Annotated in this window: 13 protein-coding genes and 2 pseudogenes; 10 read left to right on the forward strand and 5 right to left on the reverse strand. The window is 39.6% G+C overall.

Going from position 1 to position 21606, the window contains the following annotated elements:
- Window positions 1-210: 210 nt before the first annotated feature.
- The 3 genes from CWB65_RS05005 to gltB all read right to left on the reverse strand — a co-directional run bounded on the left by CWB65_RS05005 (window position 211) and on the right by gltB (window position 7438).
- A complete protein-coding gene (locus CWB65_RS05005; RefSeq protein WP_239104445.1) occupies window positions 211-1233 on the reverse strand; it encodes a GGDEF domain-containing protein in 1023 nt (340 codons plus the stop codon).
- Window positions 1234-1555: 322 nt separating this feature from the next.
- A complete protein-coding gene (locus tag CWB65_RS05010) occupies window positions 1556-2971 on the reverse strand; it encodes a glutamate synthase small subunit GltD family protein (protein WP_006792417.1) in 1416 nt (471 codons plus the stop codon).
- Between the two features lie 9 nt (window positions 2972-2980).
- The gene (gltB, locus tag CWB65_RS05015; RefSeq protein WP_138740067.1) at window positions 2981-7438 is read right to left on the reverse strand and encodes a glutamate synthase large subunit; all 4458 of its coding nucleotides are present in this window, start codon (window positions 7436-7438) and stop codon (window positions 2981-2983) included.
- Window positions 7439-8314: 876 nt separating this feature from the next.
- Here gltB and CWB65_RS05020 point away from each other — a divergent pair.
- The 6 genes and pseudogenes from CWB65_RS05020 (at window position 8315) to CWB65_RS05045 (ending at window position 15582) form a co-directional block, all read left to right on the forward strand.
- Window positions 8315-9568, forward strand: coding sequence for an efflux RND transporter periplasmic adaptor subunit (locus CWB65_RS05020; RefSeq protein ID WP_138740068.1), 1254 nt, complete (start codon window positions 8315-8317; stop codon window positions 9566-9568).
- 36 nt (window positions 9569-9604) lie between these two features.
- Window positions 9605-10315 carry an ABC transporter ATP-binding protein gene (locus tag CWB65_RS05025; RefSeq protein WP_058428712.1) on the forward strand — a complete coding sequence of 237 codons (711 nt, stop codon included), beginning with the start codon at window positions 9605-9607 and terminating at the stop codon, window positions 10313-10315.
- A 3-nt stretch (window positions 10316-10318) separates the two neighbouring features.
- Complete coding sequence (locus tag CWB65_RS05030) at window positions 10319-11632, forward strand: ABC transporter permease (protein WP_138740069.1); 1314 nt, start codon at window positions 10319-10321, stop codon at window positions 11630-11632.
- Window positions 11633-11643: 11 nt separating this feature from the next.
- Window positions 11644-12852, forward strand: coding sequence for an ABC transporter permease (locus CWB65_RS05035; protein ID WP_138740070.1), 1209 nt, complete (start codon window positions 11644-11646; stop codon window positions 12850-12852).
- Between the two features lie 85 nt (window positions 12853-12937).
- Window positions 12938-14269, forward strand: a pseudogene (locus tag CWB65_RS05040) (sigma-54-dependent transcriptional regulator).
- On the forward strand, window positions 14269-15582 hold the full coding sequence (locus CWB65_RS05045) for a sensor histidine kinase (RefSeq protein WP_138740071.1): 1314 nt from the start codon (window positions 14269-14271) through the stop codon (window positions 15580-15582). Before CWB65_RS05040 ends, CWB65_RS05045 begins: the two are co-directional and overlap by 1 nt.
- Window positions 15583-15672: 90 nt before the next feature.
- Here the strand turns inward: CWB65_RS05045 and CWB65_RS05050 are convergent, their stop codons facing one another.
- Window positions 15673-16011: a Grx4 family monothiol glutaredoxin gene (locus tag CWB65_RS05050; RefSeq protein ID WP_006792409.1), complete on the reverse strand. Its 339-nt coding sequence runs from the start codon at window positions 16009-16011 to the stop codon at window positions 15673-15675.
- A gap of 265 nt (window positions 16012-16276) precedes the next feature.
- Here CWB65_RS05050 and CWB65_RS05055 point away from each other — a divergent pair, with 265 nt between their 5' ends.
- The 4 genes and pseudogenes from CWB65_RS05055 to CWB65_RS05070 form a co-directional block, all read left to right on the forward strand.
- Window positions 16277-16858: a superoxide dismutase gene (locus tag CWB65_RS05055; RefSeq protein ID WP_006792408.1), complete on the forward strand. Its 582-nt coding sequence runs from the start codon at window positions 16277-16279 to the stop codon at window positions 16856-16858.
- Window positions 16859-17066: 208 nt separating this feature from the next.
- Window positions 17067-18989, forward strand: coding sequence for a PrkA family serine protein kinase (locus CWB65_RS05060; RefSeq protein WP_138740072.1), 1923 nt, complete (start codon window positions 17067-17069; stop codon window positions 18987-18989).
- A 30-nt stretch (window positions 18990-19019) separates the two neighbouring features.
- On the forward strand, window positions 19020-20303 hold the full coding sequence (locus CWB65_RS05065) for a YeaH/YhbH family protein (protein WP_138740073.1): 1284 nt from the start codon (window positions 19020-19022) through the stop codon (window positions 20301-20303).
- Window positions 20304-20320: 17 nt separating this feature from the next.
- Window positions 20321-21478: pseudogene (locus tag CWB65_RS05070) on the forward strand (SpoVR family protein); the annotation flags it as partial.
- 14 nt (window positions 21479-21492) lie between these two features.
- On the opposite strand, the gene CWB65_RS05075 reads toward CWB65_RS05070, so the two are convergent.
- Window positions 21493-21606: transposase domain-containing protein (locus CWB65_RS05075; protein WP_138740074.1), on the reverse strand; the 114-nt coding region annotated here is incomplete at its 5' end.

Consider the following 21606-nt stretch of genomic DNA (forward strand, 5'->3'; position numbering starts at 1 on the left):
CTTTTTAAATGTAACGTTATTCGTTCAGCTGATTCTTAGTGTTTACAATTTAATGAGTTACCAGGGTGGTAATTCGAATAATTTAATTTTTAGTTATACATGTGTTTTGCTCACCCAAATACTGTTTAATGTAGTTTGTTACATGAGTTTAAAAAGACGTATTGCTAAAGTTAAGTCAACACTTGATTCGTTCTCAATGGAATAATAAAACTACTCTGAGCAAGTCCTATTTTTACCTTGCTCTTTAGCTTTATAAAGCAATTCATCTGCGCGCTTGATATCAATGTCTATAGAATCGCTTTCATGGGATTGAACAACCCCCATACTAATCGTTAAGCTTAAGCTCGCAAAAGATGTATTAACCGGAAATTGTTTTAGCGCAGCATGTATTTTATTTGAGATTTCTACGCCCTTTGCGTTAAATACATTAGGAATTGCAATCAAAAACTCTTCCCCGCCCCAGCGTGATGCAACGGCATTATTAGGAATATGTTGCTTTAAAATATTAGCTAAGTGTATGAGCGCTTCATCACCAAAACTATGCCCGTACTCGTCGTTAACTTTTTTAAAGTTGTCTACATCGCACAAAATAAGTACAAACGGTCTTTGCTCCTTCGTGAGCGCTAATTTAAATTCACTAAGCTTATTCATTGTAAAGCGTCTGTTTGGTAACCCCGTTAAAGGGTCAATAGTCGCCAACAGTTCATTTTTTTTACTCAGTGCTAATATTTTTTGATTGTATTTTTCCCTTGAGTTTTCATAAAAGCCACTCAACATTGCGACAATAATAAATGAAAATATAACTCGATAGGGAAATTGATCCGGTTGATAGTTATAAATACTAAAGGTATGCGCGCAATAAAAAGCTAATATAACCGCTAATAAAAACAAAACAATATCAACGATACCGCGCTTTAAGCCTCTAATTGAAAATGTGACTGGCGAAACTATGAATATCCAAATCGGACCAGTTCCCTGCGCGCCTCCAGTTAAAACAAGGTAAATCATCAATGCATAAAGGTTATAAAGGATAGCACTAGCTGACTTTTCAACGTTCTTATATACACTAAGCGCCCATGCGTAAATTAGCGAAGAACATATTAAGGTAAAAAATAAAAAATAATCGCTGTTGGTCAATGCAATCCAGCCCATCACCAAGGTTGCTATAAAGCCTATTGATGAGAAAATTCTAACTATTAGTTTTCTTTCTGGATTATTTGAATGTTCATGCATAATAAGCGCTATTTTTCTTATATTATTGAGTTAATTTTCAGCAAAGTTATCACCAATTTTTCTGAGTAACACTCAATACTCCCCTTTTTCAGCAGTTAAATCAAGATTAAAGTATTACTGATGTAAAATTAATACTAGTACCTTTTTTAACAAATTATAAGTTTATGAATCTTAAAACTATTCATGAGAATAGCTTGGTCATTCAACCAAATTATCATCGAAATTAAAATGGTTAAAAATAAATGGTACCTAATTCGTTTCAAGCACAAAAAAGCAAGCCACTTGGCTTGCTTTTAAATTGTCGATTTCTGAAAATATTAAATTAAACTTTTAAATAATCCATAATACCTTCAGCTGCGTTACGGCCTTCAAAAATAGCGGTTACTACTAAATCCGAACCACGCACTATATCGCCACCAGCAAATATTTTAGGGTTAGTTGTTTGATGTGTAAATTCACCTTGCTCTGGTGCGTTAATACCGCCCCAGTGGTTTATTTCTACATCATACTTTTCTAACCAGTCCATTTTGTGTGGCTTGAAACCAAACGCCATAATTACTTGTGTTGCTTCAATAACATGCTCTGAACCGGCGACCTCTTCTGCGCGGCTACGACCATTCGCATCTGGCTCACCCAGCTTAGTTTTAACCATTTTTACGCCTGCAACATGGCCGTTAGCGTCTAGCACAATGCCTTTAGGTTGAACGTTATATGTAAATATAACCCCTTCTTCTTTGGCATTTTTTACTTCACGCTTAGAGCCTGGCATATTTTCTTCATCACGGCGGTACGCACACGTTACTTTTGCAGCACCCTGTCGTATAGACGTTCTTACACAGTCCATCGCAGTATCACCACCACCTAATACAACGACCTTCTGATTCGCCATATCAATATAAGCTTGATTCGCTTCGTCATAACCCATAACTCGGTTAGTGTTACCGATTAAAAACGGCAGCGCATCGTGAACACCCGGTGCATCTTCATTTTCAAGCCCAGCACGCATACTCTGATACGTACCCACGCCCAAAAATACTGCATCATAGTCGGCTAAAATATCATCCATAGTGATATCTACACCTACTTCAACATTCAGCTTAAATTCTACGCCCATTTCAGTGAAAATCTCACGGCGCTTTTGCATCACTTCTTTCTCTAGTTTGAAAGAAGGAATACCAAATGTGAGTAATCCACCAATTTCTGGGTGACGGTCAAACACAACAGGCTTAACACCATTTCGAACTAAAATATCCGCACAACCCAAGCCCGCGGGCCCTGCACCAATGATAGCTACTTTTTTGTCAGTCCATGTTACGTAAGACATGTCTGGCTTCCAGCCCATTTTAAACGCGGTATCGGTAATATATTTTTCAATGTTACCTATCGTTACCGCGCCAAACTCTTCATCGAGCGTACATGAGCCTTCACACAACCGATCTTGAGGACAAACACGGCCACATACTTCAGGCAAACTGTTTGTTCGATGAGAAAGCTCCGCAGCTTCTAATATACGCCCTGTGCGAATTAGTTTAAGCCACTGTGGAATGTAATTATGTACCGGACATTTCCATTCACAGTATGGGTTACCACAATCCAAGCAACGATCCGCTTGAGAGTTAACCTGATTCTCTGAAAAGGGTTCGTAAATTTCTACAAATGATTTTTTACGTGACGAAATTGGCTTTTTGCGTGGATCTACACGCTGCACGTCTATAAATTGATATACATTTTCGCTCATACTGCCCCCTTATTGCGCCTGAACACGTAGTTCGGCACTACTACGGGCGCGGTGCCCGAGTAAACTTTTTACGTCACTTGATTTAGGTTTTACTAATTTAAACATAGGTAAGTAGAGCTCAAAATTAGCTAAAATACTTTCTGCTCTGCATGAGCCTGTTAGCTCTAAATGCTCAGCAATTAATCCACGTAAATGCTCTTGGTGTGATGTTAATGCTTCTAATGTCACAACTTCAACAAGCTCAGGGTTTATGCGTTTTTCAAAGTCGTTTCGCTCATCTAAAACATAGGCAAAACCACCGGTCATACCCGCCCCAAAGTTAACACCTACATTACCAAGCACACACACAACACCACCGGTCATGTATTCACAGCCATTATCGCCAACGCCTTCAACAACTGCTTGCACGCCTGAATTACGAACTGCGAAACGCTCACCTGCGCACCCTGCAGCAAACAATTTACCGCCCGTTGCACCGTATAAACAGGTATTACCAACAATCGTTGCTTTATGACTTTCAAATGATGAACCCACTGGCGGACGAATAACTAGCTTACCACCAGCCATGCCTTTACCAACGTAGTCATTAGCGTCACCAACGAGGGTCATTTCAAGGCCACCTGCGTTCCAAACACCAAACGATTGACCAGCCGTGCCATGGAGCTCAATGGCTACCGGATCAGCCGCCATACCCTGATTTCCATGTTTATCAGCAATGTAGCCAGATAACATAGCACCAACTGATCGGTCTGTATTACAAATTCGGCTAACAAGTGAAATACCACTTGAAGCATCTATCGCTTCTTGCGCTTTTCCTAATAGGCTTTCGTTAAGCTTGCCTAAATAATGTGAGCTATTTGGCGCGCTACAAAATAACGTTTCGCCTGTTGGATTGTTTGGCTGCGCAATAACAGAAGATAAATCTATCTTTTTCTGTTTGGCTGTTTTGCCCTCAATTGCTTCAAGTAAATCAAGACGGCCAATTAAGTCTGTTAAGTTTGCAACACCTAAGCTTGCCATGATTTCACGCGCTTCTTGTGCAATAAACTTAAAGTAGTTCATCGCCATTTCAGGTAAGCCATGGTAATGCTTTTGACGAAGTGTTTCGTCTTGCGTTGCAACACCGGTTGCACAGTTATTTAGATGACAAATACGTAAGTATTTACACCCTAATGCCACCATAGGGCCTGTACCAAAACCAAAGCTTTCAGCACCTAAAATAGCGGCTTTAATAATATCTAAACCTGTTTTTAAACCACCATCTGTTTGCAAACGAATACGATGACGAAGGCCATTTTCTACAAGGGCTTGTTGTGTTTCAGCCAAGCCTAATTCCCATGGGCTACCTGCATATTTTACAGACGTAAGCGGACTTGCGCCTGTGCCGCCGTCGTAGCCAGATATAGTAATTAAATCAGCATATGCTTTAGCTACACCTGTTGCTATGGTGCCAACACCTGGTTCCGACACTAGTTTTACTGATACAAGTGCTTTTGGATTTACTTGCTTTAAATCGAAAATTAGCTGAGCAAGATCCTCAATAGAATAAATATCATGATGCGGTGGCGGTGAAATTAACGTCACGCCAGGTACCGAATAGCGAAGCTTAGCAATGTAAGGTGTTACTTTTTCACCTGGAAGTTGCCCGCCTTCACCTGGTTTTGCACCCTGCGCTACTTTAATTTGAATTACATCTGCGCTACGTAAATAATGCGGTGTAACACCAAATCGACCTGAAGCTACTTGCTTAATACGTGAGTTTTTCTCTGTGCCGTAACGAAGTTTATCTTCACCACCTTCACCTGAATTTGAACAACCACCTAGGCGGTTCATCGCAATTGCGAGTGCTTCATGAGCCTCTGGCGATAAAGCACCAATACTCATTGCAGCTGAGTCAAAACGTTTGTAAAGCGCTTCTGCAGGCTCTACATCATCAATACTAATTCCATTTTCTGGTAATTTAAGTGCCAGCATATCGCGTAATGTTGAAATAGGGCGATTATTAACAAGCTTTGCATACTCGTTGTAATCTCTGTATTCACCAGAGCGAACTGCTACCTGCAGTGTTTGGATCACATCTGGGTTGTATGCATGGTATTCACCACCATGTACGTATTTAAACAAACCGCCATGGCTAAGTAACTTACGTTTACTTAAAGCAAGCTTGTGTAAGCTTTGTTGATCGTCATCAAAGTCTGTAAAACATGCGCCTTTAATGCGGCTAGCCACACCTTTAAAACACATATCAACAACAGCATCTGATAAACCCACCGCCTCAAATAACATTGAGCAACGGTAAGAAGCGACTGTACTAATGCCCATTTTCGACATTATTTTGTATAAGCCTTTGTTTACTGCTTTACGATAAGCAAGGGTTACCTCGCAATAAGATTTATCGATGATTTTACTGTCGCTCATCGCGACTAACGATTCATACGCTAGGTATGGGTAAATAGCTGTTGCGCCAAAACCAAGTAACACTGCAAATTGATGAGGGTCTCTTACGCTACCCGTTTCGATAATAATGTTTGATTCACAACGTAAATTGTTATCAACCAAACACTTTTGCACTGCACCTACAGCCATAGCCGCAGGGATAGGTAGGTTTACATCGTCAAAATTACGGTCAGTTAAAATAAGCATGATAGAGCCAGCAGCTGCTTTCTCTTTTGCTTTATCGCAAATGCGTTTAACTGCGTTTTCTAAGCCTTCTTCAACAGTGTAAGTAATATCAATTTTACAATAGCTGTAATGCGCTTCATCTGCATTTAGTAGCTGCTGCATGTCTGCATACATTAAAATAGGTGTATCGAACTGTAAGCGCTTAGCGTGCCCTGTTGTTTCGTTAAACACATTTTGTTCGCTACCAATACACGTAGCCAAAGACATAACATGGTTTTCGCGAAGAGGATCAATTGGCGGGTTAGTGACTTGTGCAAACTTTTGACGGAAATAATCGTATAGTGAACGATGCCCTTCGCTTAACACAGCAAACGGAGTGTCATCACCCATTGAGCCTGTTGCTTCTTGCCCGTTTTCACCCATTACACGAATAACGCTATCCAACTCTTCATTGGTATAACCAAACATTTTTTGATATTTAGCTAACGTTTCATCGTCAAATGAACGATTGCCTGCATCTTGCTCTTTTAATTCTTCAAAAGGAGTCAAGCGCTTAACATTTTCTTCAAGCCACGACTTATAAGGATGGCGAGATTTTAAATCTTGATCTATTTCATCTGAATGCCAAATTTTCCCCAATTTGGTATCAATTACTAAAAGCTCACCCGGGCCCACTCGGCCTTTTTCAACCACTTCATCGGCGGTGTAATCCCAAATACCGACTTCAGAAGCAAGGGTTATAAAACCATCTTGTGTGATTACATAACGCGCAGGACGAAGACCATTTCGGTCTAAGTTACAGGCTGCAAAACGGCCATCTGACATAACAATCCCCGCAGGACCGTCCCATGGCTCCATGTGCATGGAGTTAAAGTCATAAAATGCACGTAAATCGTCATCCATAGCGCGGTTTTTTTGCCATGCAGGCGGCACCAGCATGCGCATAGCACGGAATAAATCCATGCCACCGGCTAAAAATAGTTCTAGCATGTTATCAAGGCTTGACGAATCTGAGCCTGTTTCATTAACAAACGGCGCTGCGCTTTGTAAATCTGGAATAAGTGGAGACGAAAATTTATACGAGCGAGCACGAGCCCACTGACGGTTACCCTCAATGGTGTTAATTTCACCATTGTGCGCTAAATAGCGGAAAGGTTGAGCAAGTGGCCAACGAGGCTGTGTGTTTGTTGAAAAGCGCTGATGAAAAACACAAATTGCGCTGGTCATACGAATGTCAGCTAAGTCTAAATAAAAATTAGGTAAATCTGCAGGCATCATAAGGCCTTTATAGATAGTCACTAATCCAGATAAACTTGCAATGTAAAATGATTCATCGTCTGCTAAACGTTTTTCAGCACGACGGCGCGCTACGTATAAGCGACGTTCTAAATCTTTTGAACGCCAACCTTCAGGTGCGCTTACAAAAATTTGCTCAAAGCCCGGTAATTGCTGCACAGCAATTGGACCTAGCATTGATGGGTCGGTAGGCACTTCGCGCCAGCCTAAAATATTTAGCGTTTCTTTTTCTAATTCTTCGCTCAGAATTTCCTTTGCAGCTTGTGCTAAAACAGGATCTGAATTTAAAAAGATCATGCCTACTGCATAGTTTTTACCAAGGTGCCAATTATGCTCACTTGCAATAGCACGGAAAAAACTATCTGGTTTTTGCAAAAGCAAACCACAGCCATCGCCTGTTTTACCATCAGCAGAAATACCGCCCCGGTGTTGCATACGATCCAACCCAGTAATAGCAGTACGAATAAGCCGGTGACTAGCCTGACCATTAACTTGGGCAATTAAGCCAAAGCCACAATTTTCTTTCTCTAATTTCGAGTCGTATAACATAGACCCCTCCCCTTGCTTCACTGTTAGCGTTAATGAACTGCTCGACGATTTGCTAACAGCCGGTCAAAACTAGCCTCTATATCAAATAGAGTCAACAGTAATTTGAATACATATTCACATTCTTGAATATTTCTCACTTCATAGCAAGATTTCTTTTTTATCATTTTTATTAACATTTAGCGGTATTTTCACCGTTATTTTTTCATGACACTGGTGTCAAGTTTAACATTTTGTAAAAACACCTCCAACTTAAAAAGCAGTTTACGTAAACGTAAGCTTAGATATTAGTGAATAAATATTCAATTGAAGAGATTCGTAAAATGTTGGGATTATGCAAATAATATTACCCCTTTTCATTAACAAATTATAAAAGGGATAAATAAAGGTAGAATTATGTTCCTTATTCTTCATTCAGCTTAAAAGCTATAATTTAACCACTCATTACTTTGATTAATTATTCGTAAATAGAAAAATAAAACCAGTCAAAGTTTAAATGTCACCCCGCTATTTAATCGCCTGAGTAGCTTAGCTTTAAAATACACTTACACTTTTGAATTCACTGAAGTTGCGACGTTATTGGTTTTCTTGTACCCGCAACGCTGTATTTACTCTTTATATATTGCTTTGTATGTGTCCGGAGCGGACACATAAAGTGTCCACGGACATATTACTTTAATAAATAAATTATTAAGTATAATAATATCAATAGGTTAAATTTTGGCATGCTAATCGTATAGTGTAATTTAGTAATTATTATTTGGAAGAATTATGTTCACTTTAAGCTTATTTTTACTCTCGCCACTAGCCGCTATTTTTGCAGCACTACTTTATGTCATGTTTGAAAAAAATATAAATTCATTTAGTTAAGGTTGAATAATGATTAAAGATACCAGTGCTCAAGACATACAAGTTAAAACACCCGCAAACCATAAAAAACGTTTTCTTTTAATTATCGCTGTGTTGTTACTTGTTATTGCTGCTACTTATGGAGTTATGTCAGGCTCGGATGCAACTAAATCATTTAGCCAAGAAAAGATGCAAATAGCAAAAGTAGAAATTAAAACGCTTATTCGCGATGTAGCCGCAAGTGGAAAAATTGTTGCCGCCAATGCACCACATATCTACAGCCCAGAGAGAGGCTTTGTAAGCTTGCACGTAAAAGCTGGCGATACAGTTACCAAAGGCGACGAGCTTGCTGTACTTCATAGCCCTGAACTTACCAATGAATTAAAACAACAACAATCCGTATTACAACGCTTAGAAGGTGAACTTAAAAGGCAACACCTACAATCAAGAAGAGACACTTTAACCCTTACAAAAACACTCGATATGGCAAGTGTAGAATTAAACGCAGCACAAAGAGAAGATCGTCGCGCAAAACTATCAATTAAAAAGCATTTAATAAGCCAAATAGACCTTGAAAAAGCAATAGACGACTTATCACGTGCACAGCTTACCTATAAACACGCACAGCAAGAGGTGGCACTTGCTAAAGATACACTCGCATTTGAATTGCAAGCAGCTAAAAGTGATGTAGAGCGTCAGCAGTTGATCGTTGATGACTTACATAGAAAAGTGAATGAGCTGTCAATTCGGGCCACAGTGACAGGCATTGTTGGTAATCTGCTTGTGCAACAAAAAGCAGCCGTCACGCAAAGTCAGCCTCTGATGACACTCGTTGATTTAAGTCATTTTGAAGCACAGTTGCAGGTGCCAGAAAGTTACGCAAACGAACTCGGGTTAGGTATGGACGTAGAGCTTAAATTAGGGAACGAAACAATAATGGGAGTGCTCTCGGCTATATCACCCGAAGTTAATAATCGCGAAGTAACCACACGTGTTCGCTTTACAAGCAACAGCAATAACATTCGCCAAAATCAACGTTTAACCGCGCGTATTTTACTCGACAATCGCCAAAATGTGCTGCAGGTAAAGCGAGGCGCTTTTATGCAACAAGGCGGCATTGTTGCATATAAAATAGACGGAAATTTTGCAAGACGTATACCTATATCCGTAGGTGCCACCAGCATTAACGCGGTAGAAATTTTAAGCGGCTTAAATGAAAACGACGAAATAATAATTTCTAGCTACAACCAATTTAACCAAGTAGACACGCTTTTATTAAATTAGAAGCGCTCTCAACCAGCGCCAATTTAAGGAAAAACCATGTTACAAATGAAAAACATAAGTAAAGTATACCAAACTGAAATGGTTCAAACTCACGCATTAAGAGACTTTAATTTAAATGTAAATGAAGGCGAATTTATAGCTGTCACAGGCCCTAGCGGCTCTGGGAAAACTACCTTTTTAAATATTGCCGGTATGTTAGAACCCTTTAGTGAAGGTGATTATATTTTAGATGGTGTAAATGTGGGTAACCTAAACGACAACCAACGTGCCGATTGCCGAAATCAAAAAATTGGTTTTATCTTTCAAGGTTTTAATTTAATACCAGATTTAAACCTCTATGAAAATATTGAAGTACCTCTTCGTTATAGAGGTATTAAAGCAAAAGAACGTAAACGTAGAATAGAGCAATGTTTAGAACAAGTAGGCTTAGCCTCCCGCGCTAAACATTTACCTCAGCAACTTTCTGGCGGCCAGCAACAACGCGTCGCTATAGCCCGCGCACTTGCCGGCGAACCACGTTTTTTACTTGCCGATGAGCCAACCGGTAACTTAGACAGCCTAATGGCTCGCCAAGTGATGGAATTACTTGAGCAAATAAATCGCGATGGCGCCACCATTATAATGGTGACACATGACAGTGAATTAGCCCGCCGCGCACCGCGCAACATTCAAGTAGTTGATGGACAACTTGCTGACTTTACTTTGTACCAAGGTACACAGCCAATAAAAGTCGCACAAGGAGTATAATTCATGCTGGTTCATTATATTGATCTGAGTTGGCGTAGCTTTAAACGCACACCACTCGTAAGCTTTTTAATGGTACTTGCCATCGCAATTGGTATTGGCATCACCATGACTAGTTTGAGTGTGTATCACATGATGTCGGCCGATCCAATCCCGCACAAGAGCAGTCAGCTTTTTAGTGTGCAGTTACAGATAATGGACGATGGAAGCACATGGTGGACGTCAGATAACCAGCCTCTTCAACTAACTTATCAAGATGCTGCAAATCTTTATCAATCTCAAGTAGGTGCTCAACGTTTAAAAATGGTACGAAGTGGTTTTTCTGTTTACATAGACTCTGACAAAGTAAAACCGTTTAGTCAAAGTGCAAGACTTACCACTCCTGAATTTTTTAATATGTTTGACCTCGAATTTTTACATGGTAGCAAGTGGTCACAGCAACAAGAAGACAATGCAGCGCCCGTTGTTGTCATTAGCGAGGAGTTAAACGATAAGTTATTTGCTGGCAAAAATTCAGTGGGTCAGGTTATTTACCTTGACGATGCTAGTTACGAAGTGATTGGCGTTACAAAAAACTGGCCACTAACCATCAAATATTACGACTTAAACAATGGTGCGTTTAACCAACCCGAACAACTTTTTATGCCATTTAGCATTCTTGAGGCAAAGCAACTTGGTAATTGGGGAAATACTAATGGTTGGAAGCATGAAGATGTTCGAAGTTTTACTGCCAAATTACAGTCAGAAATGGTTTGGATTCAATTCTGGGTTGAATTAACGACCGAGCAACAAAAAAATGATTACGAGAATTACTTACTAGCTTATATGCAAGAGCAGCAAAAGCTCGGTCGATTTAATCGTAAAGAGCTCGCTTTTGGGCTTCGAGATGTTAATCAATGGATGGCTTACAATAATGTGGTTAGTGAAGATAACAAAATTTTAGTGGCTCTAAGTTTTATGTTTTTGGCTGTGTGTTTGGCTAATATACTTGGCTTATTACTTGCCAAATTTTTACGTCGAGCGCCAGAGGTTGGAGTACGTCGTGCTCTTGGTGCTAATAAACGGCAGATTTTTATGCAACATATCATTGAAGTCGCTATGTTAGGGCTTTTGGGCGGGCTACTTGGGATTGTATTTGCGCAGTTTGGTCTATTAGGTGTTCCTCAGAGCTACAGTTATTACGAAAGCTTAGCGACTATGGATTTAAGTATGTTACTAAGCGCCCCACTTATTGCAATCAGTACTTGTGTAATTGCCGGGCTTTATCCTGCTTGGCTGGTGTGTAAAACCAACCCTGCCATTTATCTAAAAAGCCAATAAGGACGAACACAATGATATTAGAAATTAAACCTATTTTTCATGCGCTGTGTCGATCTAAAGTGGGTGCAATTTTGCTACTTATACAAATAGCAATTACCACTGCAATTGTTAGTAACGCAGCATTTATAATTCAAGACAGAGTAACCTACCTTAACCAAGAAACTGGCTACCCGGAAGATGAAATACTTGCTTTTCATGTCATGCATTTTGGTAAAGATGTTCAAAGCCATCAGCAATTTGAACTTGATGAAGCCATGCTTCGAGCTTTACCCGGCGTTAAAGACGCCATATATATTAACAACATACCGTTATCAGGTAGTGGCAGCTCATCTGACTTCAGTATTAACTCTGCACCAGAGCCAGGGCTTTCAGCAAGAACGGCTTACTTTTTTACGGATGATCATGCAATTAATACACTTGGCATTGAGCTTGTTGCAGGACGAAACTTTACTCAAGATGAGATTGTTGTTACCAACGATAATGATCAACGAGCCAATGTGACAATTGTCACTCAAGCATTACTCAATGAGCTTTTTCCTGATGAAGAGGGCTTAGGAAAAACGATTTTTCTTGGTGATATCCCACTGAAAGTTGTTGGTGTAATTAAGCATGCAAAAGGGCCTTGGTTAAAAGACAGCCGCCCAAATAATATCGCATTAATTCCTTACATTAACCCCAATATATCTGGCAACTTTTTAGTTCGCACTGCGTCCAATGAGCGAGCAGACATAGCTAAACAGATTGAAGACGCAATGCTTAAAAATTATAACAAGCGTGTGATTATTCGAATTCGTGGTTTAGATCAAGACAAAACGCAATATATGGCTGAAGACACATTGATGATGCGTATGCTCATTGTACTCATCACTATCTTAGTTCTGGTTACAGCGGTGGGCATTTTTGGTTTAACGCTATTCAATATAAGTAAGCGCACCAAACAAATTGGAACCCGTCGTGCTTTGGGCGCTCGTAAATCTGCAATTGTTAATTATTTTTTAGTTGAAAATGCATTGATTTGCATTGCTGGATTAGTTTTAGGCGTTATTGCTGCCCTCATACTTGGGCAATTGCTAATGCAACACTTTTCAATAGCTGCATTACCCTTAGGCTATGTCGCAGCAACTGCCGTTATGGTTTTTATCATGAGCCTTCTAGCTGTATTTGGCCCAGCTAAACGTGCTGCAAATATTTCGCCCAGTATCGCAACCCGAACCATATAACGCAGCTCCCAACCTATGCTACACTGGCTAAACACGGTGTAGCATTTTCAATATTTAAATAATAATAAACAGCGATTAAATTCTCATGGAAAAAATACTTATCGTTGATGATAATCCGGCCGTTTTAGAGGCATTATCATTACTACTAGAGATACATCACTTTAATGTAGTTACCGCGTCAATGCCTTTTGAAGCCATTCAAATTGTGCAATACCAACGCATTGCTCTCGTTATTCAAGATATGAATTTTACCAGCGATACCACCTCAGGCGAAGAAGGTAAAACTTTGTTTTATGCGCTGCGTGAAGAGAACCCACACCTCCCTATTATATTAATAACCGCTTGGACTGAACTTTCAACGGCGATTTAACTTGTTAAAGCAGGCGCTGCCGATTACCTTCCAAAGCCATGGGATGACCACAAGCTTCTTACGTGCATTAATAATTTAATAGAGCTGGGGCGCACTAAGCAACTTGTAGCCACGCACAACCGCCAACAAAAAGAGCGAGATGATAAATATAGCACTGCTAACTTAGCAGGCCTTATTTTTAAAAGTACCGCAATGGAGCGATTAGTCACAATGGCATTGCAAGTGGCTAAATCTGATATTTCCGCACTCATAACAGGTCCTAATGGCAGTGGTAAAGAGTGTATTGCCACTATTATTCAAAAAAATTCTTCACTAATAAATCAGCCTTTCATAAAGGTCAATGCCGGCGCCCTACCTCAAGAGCTTTTGGAGGCTGAATTGTTTGGTGCTGAAGCAGGTGCTTATACTGGTATAAGCAAGCAACGTATAGGTCGTTTTGAGGCAGCCGATGGTGGAACATTATTTTTAGATGAAATTGGCAACTTGCCACTTTCTGGGCAAATGAAGTTGCTAAGAGTGTTGCAAACAGGTGAATTTGAACGGTTAGGGTCCACACAAACGCGCAAAGTAACTGTACGTGTTATATCAGCCACCAACGAAAATTTATTACAAGCAATAACCGAAGGGCGTTTTAGAGAAGATTTGTACTATCGCCTTAACGTTATTGAGTTAAACGTACCTGCGCTTTGTGAACGCGTTGATGATATTGCGCCACTCATTAATCACTTTTTACCACATAGAGAGCTAAGTATTGATGCAGAGCAAGCCCTTAATCGATACCAATGGCCAGGTAATGTAAGAGAACTTGAAAACGCCTGTAAACGTGTTGGTGTAATCAAGCCTAATGGTTTGCTTAGTGCTGAAGATTTTGACCTAACCCCGTCGTCGCCAATAAAAAATAACGACGTAAAAAAAGAACCTACAAAATTCGAAATTGAACAATCAATACGCGCTAATCAGGGGGTTATAGCTAAAGTAGCACGAGAATTTGGTTTAAGCCGCCAAGCACTGTATAGGCGCTTACAAAAAATGGGTATTGATTACTAATGTTTAATTTTATTAGTGGCTTATCGTTAACTCAAAAAATAATGGCTATATGTGTTTTATGCAGCGCTTTACCTGTTGTTAGCATTACAATAATTGCACAACATCCGCTGTATTACTCTGTGTTATTAGTCATAGCAGCTATGCTAATAAGCCTCTTGCTAGCTAGAGCCTTAACAAAGCCTATTAAGCTAGGGTTGCAATCGCTAGAAACTGGCTTACTTAATTTTAAAGATGGTGAACTTTCTAGTTTATTAGCCTATAAAAACAACGATGAGTTAGGAAAGCTATGTCTGCTTTATAATCAAACGGCAAAACAACTTCGTCAAGAAAAACAGTGGATTTATCAACGAGAGTTAATGTTAGATAAAGTATTACAGAGCTCTCCACAAGCACTTTTACTTGTTAACGATAACAAAACTGTTGTATTTAGTAACTTAGTCAGCCGCACTTTATTTAATAGCAAAACACAACTAGAAGGCACGCAACTTCACGAATTATTGTCTGATGCACCTATTCAGCTTACTAATGCTATTGAACAAGGCGTGGATGGCTTGTTTAATATTGAAGTAGATAGTCACGATTCTCAAACTTGGCATTTATCGACTGGCGAGTTTTTGCTAAATAATCAAAAACATCACTTATACATATTTAAACAACTTACCCGTGAACTCAGCCGCCAAGAAGTAGCAGTATGGAAAAAAGTTATTCGAATAATAAGCCACGAGCTTAATAACTCTCTTGGCCCTATGTCATCAATGCTGCACAGCGCTCAGCTTTTAGCTAGCCGCGTAGATGAACCTCGTCTTGCACGTGTGTTTTCAACAATCGATGAAAGAATAAGCCACTTGACTGAGTTTGTTCAAGGCTATGGCAAATTTGCAAAGCTCCCTACACCACAAAAGTCAGCGATAAATTGGCAAAACACATTAAGTGATCTGAATAGCCAATGGCAGTTTAGCTACACAGTAAGCAGCACCCAAAGCATATTACATGCAGATCAGGCACAACTTGAGCAGTTGCTTATCAACTTACTCAAAAATGCACACGAGTCAGGCTCAAATCCGTCTAAAATAAACATAGATGTAACGTTCTCTAGTAATACTTGCATAGTAGATGTAAGCGATGGCGGAAAAGGCATGAGTGAGCAGGTAATGGCTAATGCCCTTGTGCCTTTTTATTCTACAAAAAGTACAGGAAGTGGTTTGGGGTTAGCTTTGTGCAGAGAGATTGCTGAAGCACATAAAGGACAAATAAGCTTACATAATAAATTAATTGGTGGTCTAAACGTGCAAGTTACCCTGCCGTGCAGATAAGTGATGTTGTAAAAATACTAAAAACAATAAAGCCACTTAACGTGGCTTTTATTATAACAGCACTATAAAAATAGCGCTCACAAAATAAGATTACTCAGCGTCAGCTTCTTTGTACTTAGCCGCTGTTTCTGTGATTAACGGTTGTAATTCACCACGTTGGAACATTTCGATGATGATATCACAACCACCAATTAGCTCACCCTCAACCCAAAGTTGTGGGAATGTAGGCCAATTTGCGTATGCAGGAAGCTCAGCACGAATGTCTGGGTTTAGTAAAATATCAACGTATGCAAACGGTTCGCCACACGACATAAGTGCTTGTGAAGCTTGTGAAGAAAAACCACAGTTTGGTAACTTAGGTGACCCTTTCATGAAAAGGATAATTGGGTTTTCTGAAATTTGCTGTTTAATTTTATCAATGGTTTCCATCTACAACCTCAAAGTAACGATAGCTAAATATACTTAGGTCTTGAAAATAACTCATCGTGACCATAAATATATAACTTAAAATGGGCAAATAAAGCCACAATTGAAATAGTCTTTCGCAATAACATTGCTGTTTGCTTAAACTTGAGTAAAATACTCAACAATTATAGTAACACTATATTCCCACTTGGTATAGGTAAGTGGTCTGTTTCAACAGGCATTACGTATTACCAAATGGACTATCAACTAAAAAAGATGGAGATAAAAAATGGCATTTGAACTACCGTCACTACCATATGCAATCGACGCACTTGAGCCACATATTTCAAAAGAAACATTAGAGTTTCACCACGGTAAGCACCACAACACGTATGTTGTTAAGCTTAACGGTTTGATCCCTGGTACAGAGTTTGAAAACAAATCTCTAGAAGAAATCGTATGTTCATCAGAAGGCGGTGTATTTAACAACGCAGCGCAAATCTGGAACCACACGTTTTACTGGAACAGCCTATCTCCAAATGGCGGCGGCGAGCCTACTGGCGCAATTGCAGATGCAATTAACGCTAAATGGGGTTCTTTTGATGCGTTTAAAGATGCATTAAACGACAAAGCAGTAAATAACTTCGGTTCAAGCTGGACTTGGTTAGTAAAACTTGCCGATGGCTCTTTAGACATCGTTAACACATCTAACGCTGCTACACCACTTACTGACGAAGGCGTTACACCTGTTCTTACTGTAGATTTATGGGAACACGCATACTACATTGATTACCGTAACGTGCGTCCAGATTACCTTAAAGGTTTTTGGTCACTTGTTAACTGGGAATTTGCAAACGCAAACTTCGCTTAATTAGCACTTATCGCTAATTTAAAAAAGACGCTAAAGCGTCTTTTTTTATGCCTATTATTTATACTTTTAAACTCTGTCATTTGACAAAATAGCCTTCTTCAACATGATCTTTTTTCACTTAAATTTTTAATTTTATTCCACAAACATAGACTTTCGCGACTAAACTTTAAAATGTAAGCACCTTTTACAGCGGGTTTCGGAGGTTATTATGACGATTTTTGAGCATTACCAAGCACGTTACGAAGCGGCACAAGAAGAAGAGTACAGTATCGCCGAGTTTCTTGAGATATGTAAAACCGACAAATCTGCCTACGCGAGTGCACCAGAACGCCTTTTAATGGCCATAGGTGAACCCACAATGGTAGATACCGCAACGGATGCACGCCTCAGTCGGTTATTTTCAAATAGAGTAGTTGCACGCTACCCTGCCTTTACCGATTTTTATGGTATGGAGGATGCCATTGAACAAATTGTTTCTTATTTAAAACACGCCGCTCAAGGGCTTGAAGAGTGTAAACAGGTTCTCTACCTATTAGGTCCAGTCGGCGGTGGCAAATCATCTATTGCTGAAAAGCTAAAGTACCTCATGCAACAAGTACCCATCTATTCAATTAAAGGGTCACCGGTAAACGATCACCCATTATCTCTGTTTGATCCCATTGAAGACGCTAATGTGCTAGAGCAAGAGTACGGTATTAAGCCACGTTATTTAAAAACAATTATGTCACCGTGGGCAGGCAAACGACTGAAAGAGTTTAATGGCGATATAAGTAAGTTTAGAGTGGTAAAACGTTATCCATCTATTCTGAATCAAATAGGCATCGCTAAAACAGAGCCTGGCGATGAAAACAACCAAGATATATCTGCATTAGTAGGTAAAGTAGATATACGTCAGCTTGAACACTTTGCGCAAAATGACCCCGATGCTTATGCTTACTCGGGTTCACTTTGTATGGCAAATCAAGGCTTGATGGAATTTGTAGAGATGTTTAAAGCCCCTATCAAAGTACTCCATCCACTACTAACGGCCACGCAAGAAGGTAATTACAATGGGGCTGAAGGTATTAGCGCTCTTCCCTTTAATGGCATGATCCTCGCTCATTCAAACGAATCTGAATGGCAAACCTTTAAGAATAACAAAAATAATGAAGCCTTTTTAGACCGTGTATACATAGTCAAGGTACCTTATTGTTTGCGTGTCACTGAAGAAATTAAAATTTACGACAAACTTCTTCAGCATAGTGAACTTCATAGCGCTCCTTGCGCGCCTGGCACCTTAAAAGCTTTGGCACAATTTACAACTCTTTCACGATTAAAAGAGCCTGAAAACTCAAGCCTATATTCTAAAATGCGAGTGTACGATGGTGAAACACTCAAAGACACTGATCCAAAAGCAAAGTCGTATCAAGAGTATCGCGATTACGCAGGGGTGGATGAAGGCATGACGGGCCTTTCTACTCGCTTTGCATTTAAAATTTTATCTCGGGTGTTTAATTTTGATAACGCAGAAGTGGCCGCGAACCCTGTTCACTTATTTTATGTACTTGAACAACAAATAGAGCGTGAACAATTCAGCAGCGATGTTGAAGAACGCTACTTGAGCTTTTTAAAAGGCTATTTAATCCCTCAGTATGTTGAATTTATTGGTAAGGAACTTCAAACTGCGTATTTGGAATCATACTCAGAATATGGACAAAACATATTTGATCGCTATGTTATTTATGCCGATTTTTGGATTCAAGATCAAGAATATCGTGACCCTGATACAGGCCAATTATTTGACCGAGCTGCACTCAATGCAGAGCTTGAGAAAATTGAAAAACCAGCGGGCATTTCTAACCCTAAAGATTTTCGTAACGAAATAGTCAATTTTGTACTCCGCGCACGGGCTCATAACAATGGCAAAAACCCGCTGTGGACGAGTTATGAAAAATTACGCACTGTCATTGAGAAAAAAATGTTTTCAAACACAGAAGATCTGTTGCCTGTTATTTCGTTTAATACTAAAACCTCAGCTGAAGATCAGCAAAAACACGAAGACTTTGTTAATCGCATGGTCGAGAAAGGCTATACACAAAAGCAAGTCAGATTGTTATCTGAGTGGTACCTACGTGTTAGAAAATCACAATAACCTTCATAGTTGTAGTTTTAGGAGGTCATTATGGCACATTTTATAGACAGACGTTTAAACGGTAAAAATAAAAGCACCGTAAATCGTCAACGCTTCATTAGGCGTTATAAAAAACAGATAAAAGAAGCGGTGTCAGATGCAATAAATAAACGCAGTGTAACCGACTCTACATCGGGGGAAAGTATATCTATTCCGCAACGTGATATCAGCGAGCCTACCTTTCATCAAGGTAAAGGTGGGAATAAAAAACAAATACACCCAGGTAACGATCAGTTTGCAACAGGTGATAAAATAGAGCGACCAAAAGGTGGTCAAGGTGATGGTTCTGGACAAGGTGAGGCAAGCGACTCTGGCGAAGGTCAAGATGAATTTGTGTTCTCTATCTCAAAAGATGAGTACCTCGATTTACTTTTTGAAGATTTAGAACTCCCTAATCTTCAAGAAAATCAACTTGATAAACTTGTACAAATGAAAACCCAGCGAGCCGGTTTTTGCAGTGAAGGTATGCCAAGTAATATTGATATTGTTCGTTCGTTACAAGGATCACTTGCTCGACGTGTTGCCATGAGCGCTGGAAAAAAGCGCCGCTTAGCCGATTTAGAAGCTCAGCTAAAAATATTAATACACGAACCTCATAGCGATAAAGCCGCTGTTGCACTTTTACAAAAAGAAATAAACCTACTCAAACAGCAAATTAAAGCTGTGCCTTTTATTGATAACTACGACTTGCGTTTTAGAAATTACGAGAAGCGCCCCCACCCCACCAGCAAAGCGGTTATGTTTTGTATTATGGATGTGTCAGGCTCTATGGACCAAACCACAAAAGATATGGCAAAACGGTTTTATATTTTACTATATCAATTTTTAACGCGCAGTTATAAAGACATTGAAGTGGTCTATATCCGTCATCATACGCAAGCGACTGAAGTAGACGAACAAACATTTTTTTACTCTCAAGAAACTGGGGGAACTATCGTATCGAGCGCACTTAAACTGATGGATAAAATAATTAAAGAGCGTTACAACGCAGACGAATGGAATGTATATGCAGCACAAGCATCTGACGGTGATAACTGGGCTGACGATACTCCTCATTGCGGGCAAATATTACGTAATAGCCTTTTAGATGCTGTTCGCTATTTTGCCTACATTGAAATCACAACACGTGCTCATCAAAGCCTATGGCGAGAATATTTAAATATTACGCAAACACATTCCAACTTTGCCATACAGCACATTCAAAGTGTTGAAGACATTTACCCTATATTTAGGGAGTTTTTTAAAAAAGGTCGGCAACAACAAGGGGCTGCATAACCAAGCGAGGTATTAATATGAATACTAAACGAATGAGTGACGGCCCTGACTGGACTTTTGATTTGTTAACTGAGTATCAAACAGAAATAGCCCGCGTTGCAGACTTTTACCGGTTAGACATTTACCCTAATCAGATAGAGGTGATCACCGCCGAACAAATGATGGATGCGTACTCAAGTGTTGGGATGCCTATTGGTTACAACCATTGGTCTTACGGGAAAAAATTCATTCAAACTGAGCAAAACTATAAACGCGGACAAATGGGCCTCGCGTATGAAATAGTGATTAATTCAGACCCCTGTATTGCATATTTAATGGAAGAAAATACGTTACCGATGCAAGCACTAGTTATGGCGCACGCATGTTATGGCCACAACTCTTTTTTTAAAGGTAATTATTTATTTAAAACATGGACTGATGCCAGCTCTATCATTGATTACCTAGTATTTTCTAAAAATTATATACGTCGCTGCGAAGAAAAATACGGTGTAACAGCAGTAGAAACCTTACTAGACTCATGCCACGCACTCATGAACTATGGCGTTGATCGTTATAAACGCCCGCAACAAATTTCGTTATTCGAAGAGCAAAAGCGCCAAGAAGAACGCGAGGCTTATTTGCAATCTCAAGTGAACGAATTATGGCGAACAATCCCCGAACATCACCAAGAAGCAAAAAAGAAAGAACGTCACTTTCCTCAAGAGCCGCAAGAAAATATCTTGTATTTTATAGAAAAAAACGCACCACTTTTAGAACCTTGGCAACGTGAAGTTATTCGTATAGTGCGTAAAATATCACAATATTTTTACCCACAAAAACAAACACAAGTAATGAATGAAGGCTGGGCCACCTTTTGGCATTACACCATTTTAAATCACCTATATGATGAAGGTAAACTTACCGACTCATTTATGCTGGAATTTTTACAAAGCCATACAAATGTTGTTTATCAACCACCTTACAATAGTCAGTATTATTCAGGTATCAACCCATATGCTTTAGGCTTCAATATGATGGTTGATATTAGGCGACTATGCGAACACCCAACGGAAGAAGATAAAAAGTGGTTTCCTGAATATGCCGGAAGTAATTGGCTTGATACCCTTCATTTTGCTATGCAAAACTTTAAAGATGAAAGCTTTATAAGCCAGTTTTTATCCCCTAAATGTAAGCGTCCGGCAATCTACACCTAGCTTTTGATATTCCAAGGCAGTAAATCATCGATTTGGCAACCCGGTTTGCAGATTTGGGTTAAATAATAGCTAATATAATCGTAAGGTTTTAGTGAGTTGGCCTTTGCCGT

Source organism: Pseudoalteromonas sp. S554 (genome assembly GCF_005930865.1).
Taxonomy (GTDB): Bacteria; Pseudomonadota; Gammaproteobacteria; order Enterobacterales; family Alteromonadaceae; genus Pseudoalteromonas; species Pseudoalteromonas marina.